Raw genomic sequence first — 22,191 nt, forward strand, 5'->3', positions numbered from 1 at the left:
TATCTGGTCGGATCACAGAGCGGGATGATAAAGTAGGTGGCAATCTGCATGCTGGCATATGCGATGCGTTACAGCATTCACTTGACCAAGGATTATCTGAGAAAGACATCTCTCATAAAAATAATATCAATATGGAAAGAAACAACCGCTGGGCATATCCAGCTCTCAACAAAAGAGATCTTCGTCTGGACTTCATGCGTGGCCTGATCATGATTTATGTGGTGATAGTGCACTTGGAGTACTACTCGCTGTTTTCTTTACTGGCTTGGGAGCGCCTTGGCATCATCTCTAGCGCAGAAGGCTTTGTGCTACTCTCAGGCATTGTTGTGGGAATAGTCTATGGAAATCGTGCAAAGACCGAGGGACTGCTTCCAACATCCAAATATCTTTGGCGACGTGCGTTCAAACTATACCGTGTAAATATTTTCGTTATCCTGAGCATCCCCCTCTTAGGTCTGCTGTCTTTTATCGATGTGCACGATGTAAGTCATTGGTGGGTGCCAGCAGTACGAACCGAGGCTTATGATCTCTATCCAGTATTACCGACCCCGTGGTGGACATGGTTATGGAAAACATTGATGCTGAAAATTGGCCCCCATCAGTTCCAGATCATCGGACTCTATGTTGTGTTGTTAAGTCTGGCGCCATTGGCAATCCTGGCCTTGATTAAAGGCTATGTCGTTAGACTCCTATTGATATCCTGGGGTCTATATATAGCCAATTTATTCTTATTCCTTCACCTCACTCCCGCACGATTCGAATTGGGATTTCCACTCTTAACATGGCAGTTACTGTTCTTCAATGGAGTGATTGTCGGCTTTTATCGTGAACAGGTACTGGGTTGGCTGGTAGCGGAAAAATCTAGCTGGATGGGACGACTGGCAGCAATAGTTTGCCTGGGATTTATCCTCTTGGCCTTCAATGCGCCAGATCCTCTTTTCTGGCCATGGCCGACCTTGTCACTGATTCCCTCCAATACTTACCTCTATCTGCACGGCTTTTGGTTCGACAAAACTCTCCTTGGACCGGGGCGCCTGTTGAACAATGCCGCACTGTTTATCACCATGTATATCCTATTATCCCGTTACTGGTCGATCTTTGACAAAGCTCTGGGCTGGCTACTGATCCCTTTGGGCCAAGCCTCTCTGTATGTGTTTACGATACATATATATGTGATTCTGCTGGTAAGCAATCTACCGATTCCTCTTGAGGGTAACTTTTTATTGGGTACCATGGTGCATGCTTCAGCAATTGCGCTGATCTGGCTGATGGTTAAACATCGTATTCTATTCAATTGGATACCACGTTGAGGTGGATGTCACTTATTTTCAGCAATCTCAGTGCATGCAACAGCATCGCTTAGTGTGCAGGCTAGGACTGGTAGAAAATGACTCTCTACCAACGACGCTCACTTAAGAAAAATAACCGTAGCTATTTGCAAATGACCTAAACACGGAAATCCATATTTCGAGTTTTTTTGCGGAAAATCTTCCTGGGTTAGTTTATGAGGCACTACTTATGACTGAATATATCAGGAAACTAAATCCCCCCCTGTGTATTTGCTTACCATTAGGGCTTCACACACTGAATGCCTGCATATGATATCACTGAAAACATACTATATTTCAATAACATAACAAAACCATTTGAATGAAATTAGCGTTAACCTGAAAAGGTGAATGATAGCTGAGTTTCACTGAATCCTGGCGTATAAATATCCTTCTATCTGTTACACTCAAGTTATAGAAACTCATTTCATTGGTAGCTACTGTGCATTCTGTAACTACAGAGAATAGTGTCACTTACCGTTTTCGCGATCTCGTTGATATGCCGGCATTCACACGCATGCTGGAAAGTTTCTTTCAGGCAACTGGCATACCTAATGGTGTAGTAGAAGCAAATGGCGAATTGATATCCATGTCGAGCAGGAAAAATGCCTGTTCGCAATTTCATCGATGCCAACCCGAAACCGAAAAGCGCTGTCGAGAAAGCAATCTTCTTATAATGAACGGCCTCAGTGAAGGACACGTAGTCGGTGGGTTATGTAAAAATGGCTTGATGGACTACGCCACTCCAGTGATTATCGAGGGCCAGCAACTGGCGACCTTATTTCTCGGACAGGTACTTCACGATCCACCGGATATGAACTTTTTTAAAAGCCAAGCCGAACATTTCGACTTTGATGAGAAAACCTATCTGGAATCCATAGAGGCTATCCCCATAGTAAGCAAGGAACGTATTGAATCCTATATGGGGGTTATGGTCGAAATGGCAAAAATGCTTGCAGCCAGTGGACTAGCAAGAATCCGCCAGAGCTCACTGGAACAGGATCTCAACGCGCATGCCGAAAGACGTGTGCAGCTCGAGGACATTTTGAATTTCTCCCCGGTTGCCATCGGATGGTCAAATGATGAAAAACGCATCGAGTATATCAACCATAAGTTCACTGAGTTATTTGGCTACACACTTGATGATTTGCCGGATCTTGAGTCCTGGTTTCGACGAGCCTATCCCGATGTACTCTATCGAGACACAGTGGTCCGTGAATGGAGTAAACAGGCAGACCTGGCTCGTGATACTGGCTCTCGCCCTCCCGAACTAGAGACCGATATTACCTGTAAAAATGGAGATATCCGACGCACCATCATACGCCCTTCGTGGGTTGGCCGACATAGATTAGTCAGTTTCTCAGACATTACCGAACACTGGCAGTTGGAGCAGCGCAAACAGGCACGGGATGCAATACTTGAAATGGTAGCCCGAGGAATCGGCTTAAGCGAAATTCTGAATGCCATTGTTCTACAGATAGAGCATGAGAATAAGGCCTTGAGGTGCAGCATTCTATTGCTCGATGAAGACGGTAAACACCTGTACAATGGCGCGGCCCCCAACCTCCCAGACTTTTATAACCAAGCCATAGATGGACTTGAAATCGGCTTGGGCATTGGATCCTGTGGTACCGCAGCCTATTTGGGTGAGCGTGTAATCGTTGAAGACATTCGAACTCATGAATACTGGCAACTCTATGTCAAACTGGCAGATCAGGCCAATCTGGGAGCCTGCTGGTCGGAACCGATCATCTCCTCACAGGGTAAGGTTCTAGGCACTTTTGCTGCCTACCATACTGAACCTCAAAGTCCGCTTGCTGATGACACTGAACGTCTAAGCTTTGCTGCAAATCTCGCTGGAATCGCTATTGAAAATCGATATGCCTATGATGAGTTGGAGCGCCGTGCTTATACGGACTATCTGACCAATTTGGCTAATCGGCGCTATTTTCTGGAACAGGCAGAAAAAGAACTTAAACGACTGCATCGTCATGGTGGAAAGCTGTCAATTCTTATGCTGGACATTGATCATTTCAAACAAATCAATGACTGCTATGGACACAAGGTAGGTGACACAGTTCTGAAACAGCTAGCACAAGTCTGTCTCACCTGTTTGCGTGATTTAGACATTGTAGGTCGCATTGGCGGTGAAGAGTTTGCCATACTGATGCCTGATACCGATATCGATCACTCTATACAGGCTGCCGAACGTCTTCGTGCCACAATAGCCTCAACACAAGTATCACCCAACGGAGTAGAACCATTTCACATCACCGTCTCCTTAGGGGTAGCAACACTGATCGACAAGGACGCTAGCATCGACACATTACTCAATCAGGCTGATCAGGCCCTTTACCAGGCTAAAAATGAGGGACGTAACAGGGTCATTAGTTACCGGCCGAAGTAGCTGAACAACTCTGCCCCTCGAGGTTGATAACCCATGAAGGATATTCAAAGTCTAAAGAGATAAGGAGCAGCCTGAATTCAAACTGTGTCGAGGTCTGAATCGGACTGACTGTCAATTTACTCGTTATTTTAAACTGTAAAGTTGACTGTGATTCCTATATATCCCCCTATCCTATTTTCTACACACTTGCAGCTTATGTTGTTAGCTATTTAATGGATAAGATTACTCCATCTCCAGTGTAAATAGTGCGAAATACCTTTGAATTTATAGATCACTCATTGTAAAAGCTTAGATGCAAACCTTAAACACATCATAATAGTCTGAATATCCTTATCTATCCCCAGTTACCTGTGAATCCAGGAGCACTAAGCTTTATACAATGAGTGGCCTTATCAAAACAACATCCTTAATCTATTAACTGATCGCCAAACGTCAGGGTAGAAGTATAGAAACTTAAATAGTTAGTTCAAATACAAATAAAACTACCACTGATCATTGCTGGATACAGACATTTTCACCCACTGGAAATTCGTCAACAACCATTTGCAACTGATTACCGTTTGTTACGATATGTGCATTCAATTCATTGAAATCACTGAATTCACTATAGACACCAGCGGATCGCAGGACCGGGTTAACAGTAAAATCTAGCTGTATGTCGTTGCCGGTACGAAAATAGATACCAACCTCGTTACGCTCAATGATGGGGCTGCTAGACCCGTGAGGATAGAAATTCCGTTGGCGAAATGCCTGACCCGGTACCAAAGAGTTAAACTCGAATGTGTTTTCATAGACACCTGCTTCAGTGACTTGATCGGGACAGACGAAGCGAAGATAGTTACTTGTGGCATTATATCGGTGGCCGGCCGCCTGACAGAACATTTCAATTGGATTGGATGAACCATTCTCGATTACTTCCCCAGAGGCATCGAAATACCGAATCATACCTAGCGTGTTGGTCTGTTGGATATTACTCAAGTTGAACTGTGCCTGAAAGGTTCCAACCCCCGGAATAACATATGTTGCATGGGCATCAAAGTATGTCAGCCCACCCCATGGCCGCGCAGTATAATGGCCATTACCGGTAACCGTCTGATAATTATTCAATCCGAAATTGAGTGTAAGCGTCCCATCATCTCTAAAATCGAAAATATATGTACTACTACTAACTTGATTCGTATTGCTATAGTAGAGACCGCAGGTAAAAATCTGATCTACCGGTATTGTTGGCAAATCGAATTGTGAATTATTGCGATACCGCTCTTTCAATAAGTCATTGAATCGCTTAAGTTGCAACTCCTTTAGAACTTCATATATATCTGCTTGTGCCGTATGAGATAATGAGAAAATGCAGATTGCGATACTAGCAACAATCCATTTGGACCTATTCGAATCACGTAGTTTCATTTGACGCCACCTTGGTTAGTAATCACATCGTGGATGACATTACTTCGGTTTTTTTCCTTTGTCTGTGACATTTTCACGTTTACAACGAACACTCGTTCCTCTGTAAATTTTGAAATATTCAAACATTTCGCCGCGGGAGAGCTTGCACTGATATCCAGAAACAGTGACAAACTGGGGCGTTTGGGGGGAGAGGAGCTCTGCCTGTTACTACCCAGCACCAATGCTGAGCTGACTGCACGCATGGCTGATCCACTACCTGACAGAATAATAAACAGCAATGAATCAGTTACAACCGTAATAGTTAAAGTAAGTGGGACAGTGGACACTGCCCCCCTATTCTGCTTCGTACCGCTCAAGCCTAAGCGCTATGGAGGAGAAGAGTTTATAATCATTCCGTCCGATACCGACCGCCATGGTGAGAAGTTCCGCAGCGCGGTGGAAGTACTGGCAATTAGACATGAGCACTCCTCAGCAGGTATCGTGGTTACCATGAGTGCCGGCACTGCTTCCATGGCACCCTAGGCTGAGGGAGGCTCCGAACACCTACTTCGCGAAGCAGATATTGCTCTTTGCCAGGTAAAACGGATGGGGTGCAACCAGGTATATGGCCCCTAAGGTTGCAGTGGAACACTGCTAATTTTTTCGTCACAGATCGAAGTAGATGAACAATATAAGCCCTTTCCCCTGCCAATCAAGATTAAATTTTACTCTCGCAAATAACATCAGTCATAGATAGACATTTCATTCAAGGTAAGCAACGAAATGAGACAAATTCATAGATTCTCTTTAGCAATCATACTGGTCATGTTTACAGGCATAGTGAGTGCACATACAGGTAGCGGAATATCTGGAGGCTTGCTCAGTGGTTTTACCCATCCCATTAACGGATGGGATCATGTTGTTGCCATGGTGGCGGTAGGTCTGTGGGGCGCATTTCTCGGTACGCCTGCAATATGGGTTCTTCCTGTCGTCTTTCCACTGGTTATGGCATTCGGTGGTGCACTTGGCGTGATGGGGATACCTATTCCTGCAGTTGAAACCGGCATTGCAGCTTCTGCGATTATATTGGGTATGATGGTTGCCTTTGCAGTTCGTCCACCTATCTTGATTGCAGCTGTTATCGTTGCTGCATTTGCTATATTTCACGGCCATGCCCATGGCGCAGAGTTACCAAACGCCGCTGATCCACTTGCATACAGTGTCGGTTTCGTCGTAGCAACGGGGTTACTTCATCTGTCAGGCATCGCTTTTGGATTATTGGTTCGGTGGCCGGTTGGAAAAATTGCAGTCCAAGCGGGCGGAGGGATGATCGCTTTGGTTGGTGTGGGTTTCCTAACCGGAGTTGTATGATCAACGGATTGCGTACAACAGTGACATGGATATTGCTTGTCACACCCAATTTGGCATTTGCGCATAGCTCAGTTCATGGCCTTAACAGCTTTATCAATGGTCTGTTGCATCCTCTCTTCGTACCGTCTCATCTTCTGTTGTTGATTGCATTAGGACTCTATCTCGGCCAGCAAGAGTCAAATAATAATTTAAACACATTAAAGATATTCTTAACCTCATCAGTAGTCGGCGTTGCAGCTTCCGCTTACGCTACTGGTTGCGAAGTTGATATAATTCTACTAGGTGAGACATTGATTATCGGTTTACTGGTAGCAACTAAACCCTCGCTTACTCAGCATTGGCATCTGTTTTTCGGAGCTTCGGCCGGTTTTATACTAGGACTGGATTCAGTACACGACACAGTGGCAGGAGTGGACAAATTGATATCTCTACTTGGCAGCCTCGTGGGACTCTCTATGCTGTTACTACAACCGATGGCCTTTGCAGACTATTTCAAGAAACATTCTTGGCAAAAAGTAGGGATAAGAGTACTCGGCTCATGGGTAGCGGCGAGCGCATTATTGGTGTTTGCGCTAACTGCTTCCACTAGGGCCAGCATATAGCCCTTCATTTTCCAAATCGTTAAATAGGTTTAAATGATGCGCAAGCTCCTCTATTTAATTTTACCTCTTCTGACTGCGTGTAATGGATCATCCCAGAACCTAGCCCTGGGAACGCTGGAACGTGATCGTATTGCGCATACAGCAACTGCCAGCGAAATAGTGGTTGAGTTGCCTGTCCCGGCAGGCACCCAGATAACAAAAGGAACGCTGCTGGTAAAGCTTGATGATACCCTTCAGCTGGCCGAAGTAGATAAAGCCAGCGCTGAACTCGCGCGGGCAGAGGCAAACCTTGAAAAACTCAGAAATGGCGCCAGGGAAGAAGAAGTTGCAGCGGCAACTGCCAATGTCGAAGGTGCCCGTGCATCTCTGACTGAGAACCAATCCAACTATGCCCGAATCCTTAATCTGAAAAAGCAAAAGCTGGTGAGCCAGTCAGAGCTGGATAGAGCACTCTCTGCAAGAGATGCCAGCCAGGCCAGCTTACAAAGTGCTCAGGAGGCCCTACTGATACTCACCAATGGTACTCGCGAAGAAGATCTGCGGGCAGCAGAGGCCTCTCTGAATGGTGCAAAAGCGACCTTGGCAATTGAGAACAAACGTCTGGCAGATTTAACCATTATCGCAACCCGCGACGGCATCCTGGACAATCTGCCTTGGAATCTTGGTGAGCGGGTTTCTATCGGTAGTCCCCTGGCAATTGTCCTGGCGGGCAAAACACCCCATGCACGCATCTATGTCCCAGAGCCCTACAGAGTAAAGCTAAAAGTGGGGGATTCTCTTGTTGTCCATGTTGATGGTATTGAACATTCCATAACCGGCCATTTGCGCTGGATTGCATCGGAGCCAGCCTTTACACCCTACTATGCACTGAATCAGGAGGAGCGGTCCCGGCTAATGTATCTGGCAGAGGTTGAGTTACCCGACAGCCAGTCAGGACTACCGAATGGTATCCCGGCACAAGTCGAACTGCCATGAGCGACTTTGTCATCAGAGCGGAGAAACTCAGCCGCAACTTTGGTGATTTAAAAGCGGTGCAAAACCTCGATCTAGAAGTGGAGAAAGGGAAAATATATGGCTTTCTAGGCCCCAATGGTTGTGGTAAAACCACCTCCATCCGTATGTTGACCGGACTGTTAAAACCCAGCTCTGGAATGGTTCAGGTTCTAGGATATTCACTCCCCGATGATGCCGAGAAACTGCGTCTGCATATCGGTTATATGACCCAAAAGTTTTCGCTTTACTATGACCTCACCGTACTGGAGAACCTAAAATTCATTGCCAGCATATACAGCCTATCAGTCCGCACCCAAAAATTGCGTATCGAAGAGCTATTGACTGTTTATGGCTTACAGAGCAAATCAAAGCAGTTAGCCAGCAGTATGAGCGGCGGCCAGCGTCAGCGACTCGCCTTAGCAGCTGCAACACTGCATAAGCCAGAGCTTCTCTTTCTCGATGAACCCACCTCGGCGGTGGATCCTGAAAACCGCCGTGAATTCTGGGAGCAACTGTTTGACCTGAGTGACCAGGGCACCAGCATTCTTGTATCTACCCACTACATGGATGAGGCAGAACGCTGTCATGCATTGGCGATTTTGGAAAATGGCATTAAACGAGCTGATGGCAGCCCTGATGAGCTGATGCGTGTGATGGGTGCAAAAGTTGTTGAGATCAGTTCATCAAACCTGCGCAAGTTAAAACAGACGCTCATTTCTCAACCCGAAATAATCTCTGCGGCACAGCTGGGTGCACGTTTGAGAGTCCTGATTAACGACAACATTGCCGATCCAATTAGCTTTTTATCCCAACAGCCATTGGTTAAGCCGGAAGATCAATTATCACTGGTTCGTCCCAGCTTGGAAGATGTGTTTGTGACCTGCACAGGAGAAGGGAGAACCAGACCATGAATCCCTTTGTACGGATAGGCGCCATTGCAGCAAAAGAGCTTCTACAGTTGAAGCGGGATAAAATGACCTTTGGCATGATCGTCATGATTCCGCTTATCCAACTACTCCTTTTTGGTTATGCGATCAATACCAATGTCCGCCACCTGCCAGTGGGGGTTGTCGACTACAGCCACAGCGGTTTGAGTCGGGTTTTAATTCAGACTATCAGTGCCACACAAGTGGTAACATTCACCAAACACTTTAGCGATATAGCTACAGCAGAAGAGGCAATCGCCACTACTGAAGTACGGGCAGTTCTGATCATTCCCCAGGATGTCAGTCAACGGCTTGTGCGTAACCCCAGTGTTGGCTTGGGTTCACCGGCATCCACTGATGCGGAAACCAGCCGGCCTGTTGCTCAATGGTTAGTCGACGGATCAGATACCATTGTTGCCTCGGCGATCAAAAGCCTCAGAGGGATGCCTTTAGTTGAGTTACTGGATAAACCGGCCAACCGATCGACTCCCACCTTTGAAGTTACACTACTCTATAATCCTGAGCAACGTACCGTGGTCAATATCGTGCCGGGGCTGGTCGCTATTATTCTTACTATGACCATGATCATGTTTACATCTGCCGCCATTGTCCGGGAGAGAGAGCGGGGAAATATGGAGATGCTGATCACCACTCCGGTTCGCCCGATCGAATTGATGATTGGTAAAATCGTCCCCTATATTATTATCGGGGCGGTCCAGGTCTGTATCATACTGGGATTAGGGCATCTTCTCTTTAATGTCCCGATCAATGGTACTCTATTGCAACTGGCAGGCGCGACCTTGTTATTTATCACAGCCAGTCTGACCCTGGGACTGATTATCTCGACCATTGCTTCGAACCAGCTGCAATCGATGCAGATGACTATATTTGTCTTGTTGCCATCTATACTGTTGTCCGGTTTTATGTTCCCATACGAAGGGATGCCTGTAGCTGCACAATATATCGCCGAAGCACTGCCTGCAACCCATTTCATGAGATTGATTCGAGGTGTGGTTTTAAAGGATGTTGAGATTATCAATATGGCACCGGACATCTACTGGTTAGCGTTATTCACACTCGTCGGACTGGCTATTGCGTCACTAAGATTCAAGAAACGATTGGATTGATAAGAGTGAAATAGTAGCGTAAACACGTATAAGGCTGTTTATGACTGAGCTATCATATCTCTTATTCTCCTGCGTCTCATTACAGAGACAACATAAAACCCTGTTGAAGCCAATGCCATGCAACGTTACAGCATACTCCACCGCACCTACTACACCTTCTTAGAAGAAGTAATACTTGGCCCTCATCGGCTAAGACTGCGGCCACGGGAGGGCCACGAACTGCGGATTGAATCCTCCACACTCGAAATATCCCCTTCTGCAGAACTACACTGGCAGCGGGATGCTGAGGATAACTCTGTAACGATTGCAACTTTTGACCAGCCTGCCAGCCAATTGGTCATAGAGAGCAAAGTCATAATTCAGCAATATAACGAGTCTCCCCTCGACTTCCTGGTCTCTGACTATGCCATCAATTTTCCATTTGACTATACGCATGGTGACAGGAAAGTACTCTCACCTTATCTGAAGGCACCACAGGGAACTTCGTGCCATGCGCTGAAGACCTGGATCGATAACCTGTGGCAAGCAGATGAAAAGTTGCAGAGCTATGAACTGATATTGCGACTAACCCGCCACATAAACCAGGCCATGCGTTATCAGATCCGTGAAGAGCCGGGTGTACAGACAGCAGAGAACACCCTGACACTGGGTAGTGGGTCCTGTCGTGACTTTGCTGCACTTTTAATGGAAGCTGCGCGTGAGCTGGGCTTGGCTGCCCGCTTCGTTAGTGGATATCTCTGTACCCCACCTTCTCCCCAAGACTATGGCGCGACCCATGCCTGGACTGAGATCTACTTACCAGGCCCTGGCTGGAAGGGGTTCGATCCCACCACAGGGGAGATCGTTGGTAGTGATCATGTATCGGTAGCTGTATCCCATTCTCCAGCAGATGTCCCTCCTGTGGAGGGGAGCTATGTCGGCCCAGGAAATGCAAAACTTGAGGTAGGGGTCTGGATGACCCCGCTATAGTCGATTGAACAAACTGTGTAACTGAAAACTCTACACTTGACATTCTGCATCAGCAAAATTCCAATAACCTTTTTGCTCTTATTTTCCTCGCCACAATAAATAGAGTCATTCCAAGTAAATCAGGTTTAAGTAATTACTATTATGTCTGATGCTAAATTATACTAGAAGCACGGTCTATGCTTGAAAGTATATAGAGAGATATCATGAAGAATCTGATTAACAAGGCATGGCTTTTCCTACTAGCCATCCTTATGATGCCATCTGTGAGTTTTGCAAATTCATGGATCTGCCACTATGGGGAGTTAACAAGGAACGTGGTTATCTTCTATCCAAACGAACCCAACAAGTTACCCTGCAAAGTCTATTATACAAAGCCCAATGAAAACGTCATGCCGCGTACATTATGGAAAGCTGAAAATGATGATACTTATTGTAAGCGGAACGCTGTTGAGTTCATTGAAACTTTAGAGTCGAAGGGCTGGCAGTGTTCTCTTGATAGTGATTGATATCCCAACCGAAAATATTTCAGCACTTTCAACATTTATTGTAGCCCTGGCCAAATTGCAGAGCGAGACTGCTTTATGTCTATCATCAAGTCTTCAACATTCGGGGACATCCAAAAAATCCATTGCGAAAAATCCAGACCTTGGAATTGCACACGAAACACTCTTTGAAGGGCTACTCAACATCCCATACGAAAACCATATTCGGATGACCAACCCTGATCACGGTGATAAATCTGGGGTGAATTTTTTGTGAATTTAGTTAGATGACTTAATTTATAATTCATGAACCCACTCAAAAAAACCGACAGGCGTATCACCTGCCGGTTTTTCCATCATGTGCTAAAGGCTCAGTCGAGTGCTATGCGATAGCTCACCAGCAGACTGCGTCCCGGGGCATAGAGACCTGAGCCATGGGTCTTGTATTCCTTGTCGCCCAGGTTCTCCAGGGTAACCAGCAGCTGCTCGTCCAGGGTACGATTGTAGCCTGCCTTGAGGCTCAACACCCCATAGCCTGGGGTGCCGCCATCGGGTATGCGGGCATCGCTGATGTCGCCGTTGGAGAGCTGGTCCTGCCTCATGGCAAAGAGTCCATCCAGTTCGGTCCACAGCCGGTCGTCGTGGGTATAGCGAAGCCGCAGACTGCCGTTGAGTGGAGGGATGCGGCGCAGCGGTCGATCCGTCTCCTTGTCTTCACCCTCGGTCCAGGTGGCGGTGGCGGTGAGGCTCCAGTGGTTGTCAAACCACTGGCTCAAGGCCACCTCCACACCGTGAATCCAGGCCTCACCGATGTTCTGGCGCTGCTGTATCCCATCGGCCACCTCGACCCGTTCGATCAACTCTTTGTAGTCGGTGCGATAGTAGTAGACCTCTCCAGTAGTGTCCCCACCCCGGTATTTCAGGCCGAGTTCCCAGCTGAGGGACTCCTCTGGCTTCAAATCCGTGTTGGGGATCTCGCTGAAGAAGTCCACCCGACCGAAGAAGTCCTCCATGTTGGGCGCGCGAAAGCCCTGGGCGACGCCCCCCACCAGATTGAGCTCGGGGGTCAGGATAAAGCGCGCGTTGAGGCTACCGGTAACCTTGCTGGTGTCGAGGCTGAGGGATTCGGTCTGGGTGTCGGTCACCAGGGTGCCGTCCGCCTCGAAGGAGCTGTAGCGCAGGCCGAGTATGGCATCGGTGCGCTCGCCAAGACTGATCTCGTCCTGCAGGTAGAGACCTAAGCTGGTGTATTCCGCACCGTCGGGCGTTCCGGGGATCACCGAGGTCACCACACCCGTGGTCAGATCCTCTACATCCTTCTTGGTGTCGTATTCATCCCGATAGTACTCCAGGCCGTATGTCAGGCGGTTGGCAGCGTTCAGGTTGTTGGATAACTGCAGGCTGGCGCCGAGGGTCTTCACGTCGGTGAGCTCCCGGGTCTCCAGGGTCGGCGCGTCCCCATCGATAATCTCCTCCCCCTCTTTCTGGCGGTTGTACGAGAGGTTCGCCTTGACCCCACTGAAAAGTGTTAGATCCCTTCCCTGGTACTCCAGGTAGGTCAGGTGGCGCTCCTGTGGCTCGTAGTTGAATTTGAGCTTGTCCCCCAGGGTCACCTCGCTGGTCTTGGGCACGTCGTACTGGCGCATATATTGGCTGGCGAGGATGAGTTCGTGCTGTTGACTAAGCCGCCAGTTGAACTTGAGATCCGCATCCGTCTCCCCATAGCCGCTGGGCGTCTGTTCGCTGATGTCGCCACCCCCCTCCAGATCGTCCAGATATCTGCGGCTGACGCCGCCGATGAAACCAAAGTTTCCACTGTTGCCCTCCACCTGAGCGCGGGCCGAACCGCCACTCACAGAAGAGTCATACAAGCCGTGCAGCAGCCCATCTACATCCTGGGAGCTGAAGAAATCGTCGCGTTTCTTAGTGATGATGTTGATGGTGCCGCCAAGAGCGTCACTGCCGTAGAGCACCGAGGTGGGACCGCGCACCACCTCGATGCGTTCGATGCTATTGGGATCGATGCTGTTGAGATACTGGTGCGGACCAAAACGATAAAACGAGTTGTTGAGCCTAACACCGTCAACCAGAATCACCACCTGCTTGCCGGTGAGGCCGCGTATGAATGGGGAGCCGCCGCCCAGATTGGTCTTCTGGATATAGACTCCGGTTGCGAAGTCGAACAGATCCGGGGTGCTGGGGGCATTGGTCTGTTCGATCTCCAGCGGGTCGATCAGGGTCACCGCCTGGGGCGTGTAGAAAAGCTCACGCTCACCACGGGTGGCGGTGACTGCCATTTCAGGCAAGGCCTCTTCCGCAGTGCCCGGGGGGGCAAGCAGGGTTACTCCAAGACCTATCAAGGATGTTGAAATCAGTAAACTTCGGTGCATCGTCATTCTCACTTATCAAAACCTGCTCATAGCTTCCCTACGATTGCATAGGCTTCCCTACATAAGCATGGGGCGGGAATCTTTCGATCCACGCCCCCTGCCTATTTTGCCGCTATCAATTAAAGGTCGGCGCCTTTAGTCGATCTTGGCCGAGTCCCAGCGGGAGTGGATTCTCGGATACGGTTGATTGCCCATCAGGCCTTCCCAAAGGATCTTGTTGTAGTGCATCGGGATAATCAGATCCGCTTCGGAAAAGTCGAGATGGCTGGTCACACTGGCCCAGTATTCCGCGTCGTGAATCGGCTTGACCACGGGCCCCTTCGCAATGGCAGTGCCTGCCAGGTCCAGGTCCGTATTGATCAGAGCGGTCGAGGCCACGGCTTCATAGTTCCATTTCGGTGAAGAGTGGATATCGAACACATCAGCCATCGGCGGCAGACTGGCGGTATTCAGGTTGATATGCGGCGCACCAAGGATGTCCTCGATGGTACGCAGCACATTGACCTGGGTGTAGAAGGTACCGATGACCTTGCCTTGCTTCACGTACGGGCCGGCCATGTAGGTGGTGGTGCGATGTGAATCCACATGGTCCGGACCATCCTGGCAATCGTCCTGGATGCTGATGATCAAGGTGTCTTTCCAATAGGGGCTGTTGGCCACCGCCTCAACGATCTTGCCTAGGGCCAGGTCGTTGTCAGCCTGCTGAGTCTCCGGGGTATTCACCCTGGCGAGGGCCGAACCGAAGCTGCCCATGTGGTCGTGACTGATTCTGACCAGTGACAGGTTGGGCAGTTTGCCATTCTCGACATACATGTCGAACTCACGCTTCCATTCGGCGTAACGCCACATATCTGGATAGGCCTGGTCGTAACCGCGGAAGTAGACGTCGGTGCTACCGGCGGGCAGCTCGTCACCGGTGCTGGTGAAATCGGCGCGGGGTAACGAGGAAATGCGCGAACCCACCTGAACCTCTCCGGCGTCATACGGATTTTCCACCCGGTCTCCGATATTATGCACCGGGAAGCCGTAGTTGCGCACGGTTCCGCCAGCCTCAAGCACGGCATTCCAGATGAATCCCTCCTGTTCACCAAAAGACGCGTCTGTGGAGGCGTGGTTGCCGGTACCGGCCAAGAGGTTTTCTACGCCACCCGGCAGATCTTCGGCGGTAGCCGCATCGGTGTAGACGGTCGTTCCTTCAGGACCCACAACCGCATCCCGTTCCTCGATGGTCTCCAAATTGACCGGCACGTTGCGGTTGCTGCCTTCCGATTCATAGGACAGACCGTGGCCGCCGTAGTTGATCTGCTGGGTCAGCCCCTGGGTGCTGGTGACGCGGCCCTGCATGGTCCAGGACCAGCCGTCCATGCTGCCGTCACCCGGGTCATAGAAGTTGTCCAAGGTGATGAACTGGCGTGCCAGGGCATGCTGGCTCGGGGTGATGTCCTCACCGAAAATGGCCAGGCGGGGTTCACCGTCGGCGCCGTTATCCAGATCGCCCAGCACCTGGTCGAAGGTGCGGTTTTCCTTCACCACATAGATGATGTGTTTGATCTCATTTCGAAGAAAATCCATGACCCTCTTGTTCTGCTCGTCCTGTTCCGAGGTGTAAGAGTTGTTTTGCGCCACCAGCTGGGTCAGCTTGCGCAGTGTGTGCTTACCAGGTACCGGAGCGCTGACCAGGGAGGACTTCTCCAGCTGGAACTGGTAATCGTTGGTGCCGCGGGCATTGTCGCGGGCGAGCACGTTGTCAGCCGCACAATCCGGGTCAGCCAGACAGGCGTCAGGCAGCGGATAGCTGGAGGTCTTGACCGCTTCAACGGGTTCACCGTTTTCATCCAGCACGACGCCGTCAGCATAGCGGCTGCTGGTCACACCGTAGGTGTATCCGCTCAGATGACCGGGATTGGGGCCGGTGACGCTCTTGCCGTTGATGATGTACATCCATTTGCCGTCAGCGCTGAAGGTGATGTCGCGGGGTGCATAGCCGGTGGGGATCAGGCCGATGACCTGGTTAGCGCGTTTACCCTTCAGCGGGATCACCGCAATCGAGTTGGCGCCGTCGTTGACCGCATAAAGTGTCTTGCCGTCCGGGGAGATGGTCACGGCGAAGGGAGATACACCGGTGTGGCGCACGGCTTTTTGCTCGTCATCGTCATCGTCATTGTCATTGTCCCTATCGCGCTTGGCTTGACGCTCGTCGTCATCATCGCCTTTGCCTTTGCGTTTGCGTTTGCGTTCGGACTTGTCACCACCGTCCATTTTCGCCAGCACTTCAGCCGGGGCGCGGGCATCGATGACTGCGATGATGCTGTTGCGTTTGGTATCGATCACGGCGACTTCGTCCGAGTTGTCCTGGGCGACATAGAGTTTCTTCTGCTTTTTGTCCAGGGTCATGCCCAGAGGGTTGCCGTTGAGCTTGATGCGGGTGATCAGACTACCGGCCTCGGTGGAGGAGATATCGATGACCACCACCTCACGATCGCGGTTGGCGGTGACATAGGCGGTGTCGTTGCCCTTGATAAGGACCGCGAAGGGGAAGGTGCCGCCGGGGACACCGTCGATACCTTCATTGTTTTCGAAGAAGGGGCGCAGGTCGTGATCGTAGCGAACCGTTTCATTGACCGTATCAATCACGCTGATGGAGTCGTTGTAGTTGTTGGCCACGACCAGGGTCTTGCCGTCATCAGAGATGGCCAGGCCGCCGGCGTTGGGCAGTACGCTGATGCCGACACCTTGGAGGTCACCCGCCGCGTCTACATGGTTCAGGGCAATGGTGCTTAGCAGATCACCGTCTTTGGAATAGACATAGACGTTGTCGTCCCTGCCACCGGTGGCATAGAAGGTTTTGCCGTCCGGGGCCCAGACCAGACCGGTATAGGTATTCTCCTGCTGAATGACCCGTTTCTGCACGGGCTGTTGCTTGTTCTTACCGGCGACGTCGTAGAGAAAGATGTACTGGGTTCTGGTGTAGCGATCACCGTTTGGTGTATAGACATTGTTGTGACCAGCGACGACGATTGCCAGGGTCTTGCCGTCCGGACTGAGCTCGGAGTTCAGCGCACCGCCGGCGATGAAATCCGGGTAGTCTTCGAGGCCGGGATTCAGCAGCTGCTGATTCGAGCCAGGCACGGCCAAGGGTGTGATGTAGTGGCCGGTCGGCAGGAATTCCGCGGCGATGTAATCCATGTCACTTGAACTTTCGTGTTCAGACGGACTGGCAGCCAGTCCGCCCGACGCCATGACGAGCATGGCACTCAGGGTGGCGTGTGTTATTTGCTTTCGGAAGGGAGTGAGTATGCCCATGTTTAATCCTCTTAGCCTACTTATGGCTGTTGATGTTGCACGTCTAGCAGCGTTGGGTTGGCAACGTATGACCTGCTCCAGTGATATGGAGGAGTAATTCAGAAAATCAGTTATCGGTCTGTCCTTGCCGAGGCGTATTGTGGAATTAAAATCTGTCAGTCCCGTGATGGATCATTGAAGAATTAGGTAAGCTTTTATGAAACCTGATGAAAGAGATCGGGGCGCTGGTGGATAGTTCTTTAGTATCTATTCAACACTCATCGGAGGGGAATCGTATCTTCCCCCCATCGTGGTGGAGGTTGGGAGGGGTGACCGATGGTGAAGCAAATAATTTCAAAAATAATTCAAGCATTAATTCAAGGACACCCCATATTTAATAGTAACTGATATCTACAACATGTAGATTTCGCAGTGATATATATCCCATCAAAACTTCTAACAAAATATTTTTTACGGGTGTCACATAACTGTTAATAATATTTAATCGATTCATGTTTCCATTTCGCTACTCAATGGGAGCCTATCCGCATTAAATTCGGGAAAGTCATCGTGAATGGAAACGAGCATAAAGTATAGAATAAAATCGATTGGTTACGAGAACCTATGATTCATTTCATCGGCATCGGTCTGTTGGTGTTTATGGTAAACGATCTACTACCGAAGGACAGTGTTGAGGAGAATCTCATTGTCATAGACGATCGGGTCAAACAGGAGATGATCCAGGAGTTTCTGCAGTAAATAAGCAGGCCACTCTCTGAGAAGGAGATCAATAAACTGTTAGATGCCTGGTTGCAGAATAAACACCTAGAGCCTGTACCGCAGTTTGAACAACTCGAACCACTGCTGAAACGGGATTGGAAAAAACAGCAACAAAATGATCAAGGAGTTGCATGACAGTTACACTATCCTTCACCACTCATTAACTCCGGGGTCGGGGTCGGAGTCGAATCAAAAACGTATTGAACTGCTAGAGAAATGTGCTAGCTTTTTTTCGAGGTGATACGCGCTATGGAAACTCTCGACTCTGACCCCTCATTTTCTTATGTCACGACCCCAGATGTTCTTTTCGAGCTGATTCGTGCTATGGGAGCTCTCGAACTCTGCCCTCTGATGTTATAAAACAGGTAGACAATATGATAATGGAATATCCAGAGGCGTACAGCGCGATCTCATCTCGCGCGTCACCCTCTACAAAACGAACTGGCTTTTGGTTCTTAGCTTCTGCTGACACGCAGGCGCATCGATATAAGTATGCATTGAGTTTACACAGCAAGCCCGAAAATCAGAGCCATAGGCTTGTATAAGTTAGTACTATGGCAACATACATGCTGATTCATAAACCACTGGATTTATGAGTAAATTTTATTAATAAAAAATATTGTGTAAAAAATCTCGACGAAAGAGGAATAATATCCTGATTACATAATTGATCATGAAAAGAGTGATACAGTTCAACTGCAAATACCAGAGACACCAAAATTCGGCGGGTAATCTTACTGCAGCTCTGGTCATATCTGGGCATCGTTATTTAGAAAATAATCTAAATAAAAACGAAACGACAGAACAGATAAACCTGGCCCAGGGTGTCGCAAAAAATGAAACAATTCCAGGTAACAATCTGGAAGATAACAGGGGAACCTGTTATCGCACTTTCAAGATGAGTTAGTGCGGCTATTAACAAAATTCAAAGAGCGGGTTCGCCCAAGTCATTCATACCCTAGAAAAGTCAATAAACGCAATAGTAGGCGTTACTGGATGCATTACAAATGTAGTTTGTAATTTACTGGTTGTTGCTTAATTTACCACCATTGGGGGTCTATCGGATTACATTGTTCATAAAATGAAAGATAACTCGGTGAGTTTTTATATCAAATTGTAATCAAACAACGATTTGAAATTTCAGCGGTTCTGCCTCGGGTTCCGAGCCACATACTCTCAACATGAACCCCTGAACATAAGCTGCATGACAGAGTACTAATAACCAAATATCGATGGTATTATCGGTTGAAAATATGCATCAACTTTGAGGAAAGCTGTTATTCAACTAAACGCAGTAATCTAAAGAACAACGTGGAAAGTTCTTAAAAACAGGCAAGGATGCTTTTCCAAAGCCCAGTCCAACTTCCCGCAGTTCATTAAGATTCACTCTCTAAACTGGGGAAAGTTCACGATGAGTCTGCAACAAGCCAAGCGCCAGATACGCATCAATACCCCCTTGGGACCCGATAAACTGCTGGTCGACAGCCTCCATCTCCATGAAGAGCTGGGGCGTCTGTTTGAATGCCGCGCCGACCTGTTGAGCGAGGATGACTCCCTCGCCCTCGACGACCTGCTCGGCAAACGGGTCGATCTCGAACTCGATTACATCGATGGCGGCATTCGGATTTTCAACGCCTTCGTCACCGAGTTCATTCAAGTCGGGATTATCGGCGACCTCTTCCACTACCAGGCGATACTCCACCCCTGGGTCTGGTTCCTCACCCGTACCAGCGACTGCCGTATTTACCAGAACCTCGACACCCCGACCATCATCCAGGCGATCTTCAGCGACAACGGTTTTAGCGACTTTGAACTGCGACTGAGCAACAGCTACCGGGTGCGTGAGTATTGTGTCCAGTTTAGAGAGACCGACTTCAACTTCATCAGCCGTTTGATGGAAGAGGAAGGCATCTACTACTTCTTCACCCATAAAGCCGGCAAACATACCCTGGTATTGTGCGACAACTACGCCTCCCATACCCCGCTGAGCGGCGGTAGCCCTGTGCTCCCCTTTCAGCCCCGCCCCGGCCTCGGTGGTCAACGCGCCCAGGAGATCGTCAGCAACTGGCGCATCAGCAAAGGGGTGCGCTCAGGACGTTACGCCCACACCGACTACGACTTTAAAAAACCCAAGGCGGATCTGCTCGCCATCGCCTCGATGCCCCGCAGCCACCCCTATGGTGACTACGAGATCTTCGACTACCCCGGCACCTACGAACAGCACGGCGACGGTGACCAATACGCCCGCAGCCGTATCGAAGCGCTGCAGGCGACTCATGAACAGCTCCAGGGTGAGTGTGATGTCCGCCACCTCAGTGTCGGCGGTCTGTTCAACCTCAAGGATCATCCCCGTGGCGACCAGAACCGCGAATATCTGGTCACCCAGGCCGCCTACCAGATGCAGGCCGACAACTACCGCTCCGCCACCGCAGGGGGAGAGTCCGAGACCTACCACTGCGATTTCGCCTGTATCGAGAGCAAGGTCAGTTTTCGCACCAGCCGCCATACCCCCAAGCCGATGGTGGAAGGCCCCCAGACCGCTGTGGTGGTCGGCCCTGCGGGTGAAGAGATCTACTCCGATGAGTATGGCCGGGTCAAGGTACAGTTCCACTGGGATCGCTACGGCGAACTCAATGAGAACAGCTCCTGCTGGGTGCGTGTCTCCCAGGTCTGGGCAGGCAAGAACTGGGGTGCGATGCATGTGCCCCGTATCGGTCAGGAGGTGATTGTCGAATTTCTTGATGGCGATCCCGACCGCCCGATCATCACCGGCCGCGTCTACAACGCCGAGCAGATGCCCCCCTGGTCACTACCGGCCAACCAGACCCAGTCGGGTATCCTCAGCCGCTCCAGCAAAGGCGGCTCAGGGGCCAACGCCAATGCCCTGCGCTTTGAAGACAAAATGGGTGAAGAGGAGGTCTGGCTCCACGCTGAGAAAGACCAGCGTATCGAAGTCGAGAACGATGAGTCCCACTGGGTCGGTCATGACCGCACCGAGACGGTGGATAACGATGAGACCATCACCGTTCACAACAACCGCACCGAACGGGTCGATAAAAACGAAAAAATCTCCATCGGTGTCAATCGCACCGAGGATGTGGGGAAGGATGAAACGATTTCGATTGGCAGCAACCGCACAGAGACGGTCGGCAAGAATGAAACCATCTCCATTGGAAAAAACAGAAGCGAGACTGTCGGCAAAAACGAAAGTGTCAGTGTCGGCGGCAACCAGTCGGTAACCGTTGGCAAGGCCAAAAGTGAAAGTATCGCCCTGGCCAAAGCCCTCTCGATTGGACTGGGTTATCAGGTCTCTGTGGGTGGTGCAAAAAACACCACCGTCGGCATGATGGCGGCGGAACAGGTAGGCCAATCCAAATCCACCAACGTCGGCAGCACCTACTCGATAACCGTCGCGGATGAGTTGACCATCACCGTGGGCAAATCGGTTCTGAGCATGAAGTCCGATGGCACGATCAGCCTCAAAGGGGTTGATATCTCCGTCATGGGCGACGGCGAGATCAACCTCAAGGCAAAGCAGGACATTGTCATGAAGGGACAGAACATTCTGCAAAATAATTAACACGACACACGAGGTAAACCTGAATTCCTGGCATGAATTGACTGTGGATTGAGATGCTCTTCTTCCCCATAAAGACAAATACCATCAAGAGGAATTTACATGAACCAAACCATTAAACCCTGGCCGATACAGACATACCGTGATGAGGCTGGCGAATCAAAACAGCTCGGGGCTAAGCCACTCCAGGCCAGCGTCACTATCGGGCAAATCGCTGGCATTACAACAGATGGCACACCTCTGGTCACCTGGGAACGCAAGCAAGATAACCAACCCCTGCAGGCGCTGTCCCAGATACCGCTTACCACTGAAGCGATAGGCCACTGCTGCACCTTACTCTTCGAGGCAGGTGATCCGGACAAGCCTGTGATAATGGGCTTGCTATACGATGGCCAGGCAAACCGTCAGGGTTACCAGATCATCCAGGCGGATGACGCGCTGATATTGCAGTGTGGCGCCTCACGCATCGAGTTGTATGAAGATGGACGGATTATGGTTCAGGGCATACAGATAGACAACCAAGCCTACGGCCCTTACCGAATCAAAGGCGCATCAGTCAAGGTCAACTGAA

The 22,191-nt window shown here is 49.7% G+C and carries 16 protein-coding genes; 13 read left to right on the forward strand and 3 right to left on the reverse strand.

Annotated features, from left to right (window positions below; translation table 11 throughout):
- Positions 1-131: 131 nt before the first annotated feature.
- Together opgC and AC4IFB_RS17475 are read left to right on the forward strand one after the other, a co-directional pair.
- Positions 132-1,310, forward strand: a complete 1,179-nt coding sequence (gene opgC, locus AC4IFB_RS17470; RefSeq protein ID WP_490780852.1) for an OpgC domain-containing protein — start codon at positions 132-134, stop codon at positions 1,308-1,310.
- A 460-nt stretch (positions 1,311-1,770) separates the two neighbouring features.
- On the forward strand, positions 1,771-3,735 hold the full coding sequence (locus tag AC4IFB_RS17475; protein ID WP_490780853.1) for a diguanylate cyclase: 1,965 nt from the start codon (positions 1,771-1,773) through the stop codon (positions 3,733-3,735).
- A 492-nt stretch (positions 3,736-4,227) separates the two neighbouring features.
- Here the strand turns inward: AC4IFB_RS17475 and AC4IFB_RS17480 are convergent, their stop codons facing one another.
- Positions 4,228-5,142 (reverse strand): hypothetical protein, encoded by a 915-nt coding sequence (locus tag AC4IFB_RS17480; RefSeq protein WP_490780854.1) that lies wholly within the window; start codon positions 5,140-5,142, stop codon positions 4,228-4,230.
- A gap of 33 nt (positions 5,143-5,175) precedes the next feature.
- Between AC4IFB_RS17480 and AC4IFB_RS17485 the strand changes: the two genes are divergently transcribed.
- The 8 genes from AC4IFB_RS17485 (at position 5,176) to AC4IFB_RS17520 (ending at position 11,868) form a co-directional block, all read left to right on the forward strand.
- Positions 5,176-5,664: a hypothetical protein gene (locus AC4IFB_RS17485; RefSeq protein ID WP_490780855.1), complete on the forward strand. Its 489-nt coding sequence runs from the start codon at positions 5,176-5,178 to the stop codon at positions 5,662-5,664.
- A 240-nt stretch (positions 5,665-5,904) separates the two neighbouring features.
- The gene (locus AC4IFB_RS17490; RefSeq protein WP_490780856.1) at positions 5,905-6,492 is read left to right on the forward strand and encodes a HupE/UreJ family protein; all 588 of its coding nucleotides are present in this window, start codon (positions 5,905-5,907) and stop codon (positions 6,490-6,492) included.
- Positions 6,489-7,094, forward strand: a complete 606-nt coding sequence (locus AC4IFB_RS17495; protein ID WP_490780857.1) for a HupE/UreJ family protein — start codon at positions 6,489-6,491, stop codon at positions 7,092-7,094. The genes AC4IFB_RS17490 and AC4IFB_RS17495 overlap by 4 nt, the downstream gene beginning before the upstream one ends.
- A 33-nt stretch (positions 7,095-7,127) precedes the next feature.
- Positions 7,128-8,069, forward strand: coding sequence for an HlyD family secretion protein (locus AC4IFB_RS17500; protein WP_490780858.1), 942 nt, complete (start codon positions 7,128-7,130; stop codon positions 8,067-8,069).
- On the forward strand, positions 8,066-8,998 hold the full coding sequence (locus AC4IFB_RS17505; protein ID WP_490780859.1) for an ABC transporter ATP-binding protein: 933 nt from the start codon (positions 8,066-8,068) through the stop codon (positions 8,996-8,998). Before AC4IFB_RS17500 ends, AC4IFB_RS17505 begins: the two co-directional genes overlap by 4 nt.
- Positions 8,995-10,140, forward strand: coding sequence for an ABC transporter permease (locus tag AC4IFB_RS17510; protein ID WP_490777779.1), 1,146 nt, complete (start codon positions 8,995-8,997; stop codon positions 10,138-10,140). Before AC4IFB_RS17505 ends, AC4IFB_RS17510 begins: the two co-directional genes overlap by 4 nt.
- Positions 10,141-10,257: 117 nt before the next feature.
- On the forward strand, positions 10,258-11,109 hold the full coding sequence (locus tag AC4IFB_RS17515; protein ID WP_490780860.1) for a transglutaminase family protein: 852 nt from the start codon (positions 10,258-10,260) through the stop codon (positions 11,107-11,109).
- A 492-nt stretch (positions 11,110-11,601) separates the two neighbouring features.
- A complete protein-coding gene (locus tag AC4IFB_RS17520) occupies positions 11,602-11,868 on the forward strand; it encodes a hypothetical protein (protein WP_490780861.1) in 267 nt (88 codons plus the stop codon).
- A gap of 94 nt (positions 11,869-11,962) precedes the next feature.
- Here the strand turns inward: AC4IFB_RS17520 and AC4IFB_RS17525 are convergent, their stop codons facing one another.
- The gene (locus AC4IFB_RS17525; protein WP_490780862.1) at positions 11,963-13,987 is read right to left on the reverse strand and encodes a TonB-dependent receptor plug domain-containing protein; all 2,025 of its coding nucleotides are present in this window, start codon (positions 13,985-13,987) and stop codon (positions 11,963-11,965) included.
- A gap of 129 nt (positions 13,988-14,116) precedes the next feature.
- Entirely contained in the window at positions 14,117-17,284 is a 3,168-nt protein-coding gene (locus tag AC4IFB_RS17530) for a bifunctional YncE/alkaline phosphatase family protein (protein WP_490780863.1), read from the reverse strand.
- A 603-nt stretch (positions 17,285-17,887) separates the two neighbouring features.
- On the opposite strand from AC4IFB_RS17530, the gene AC4IFB_RS17535 reads away from it, so the two are divergent.
- The 3 genes from AC4IFB_RS17535 (at position 17,888) to AC4IFB_RS17545 (ending at position 22,190) form a co-directional block, all read left to right on the forward strand.
- Complete coding sequence (locus AC4IFB_RS17535) at positions 17,888-18,022, forward strand: hypothetical protein (protein WP_490780864.1); 135 nt, start codon at positions 17,888-17,890, stop codon at positions 18,020-18,022.
- A 1,432-nt stretch (positions 18,023-19,454) separates the two neighbouring features.
- Positions 19,455-21,623 carry a type VI secretion system Vgr family protein gene (locus tag AC4IFB_RS17540; RefSeq protein WP_490780865.1) on the forward strand — a complete coding sequence of 723 codons (2,169 nt, stop codon included), beginning with the start codon at positions 19,455-19,457 and terminating at the stop codon, positions 21,621-21,623.
- 99 nt (positions 21,624-21,722) lie between these two features.
- On the forward strand, positions 21,723-22,190 hold the full coding sequence (locus tag AC4IFB_RS17545; RefSeq protein ID WP_490780866.1) for a DUF6484 domain-containing protein: 468 nt from the start codon (positions 21,723-21,725) through the stop codon (positions 22,188-22,190).
- Position 22,191 lies beyond the last annotated feature (1 nt).

The sequence above is a fragment of the Candidatus Thiodiazotropha sp. AKIB8 genome (genome assembly GCF_058244675.1).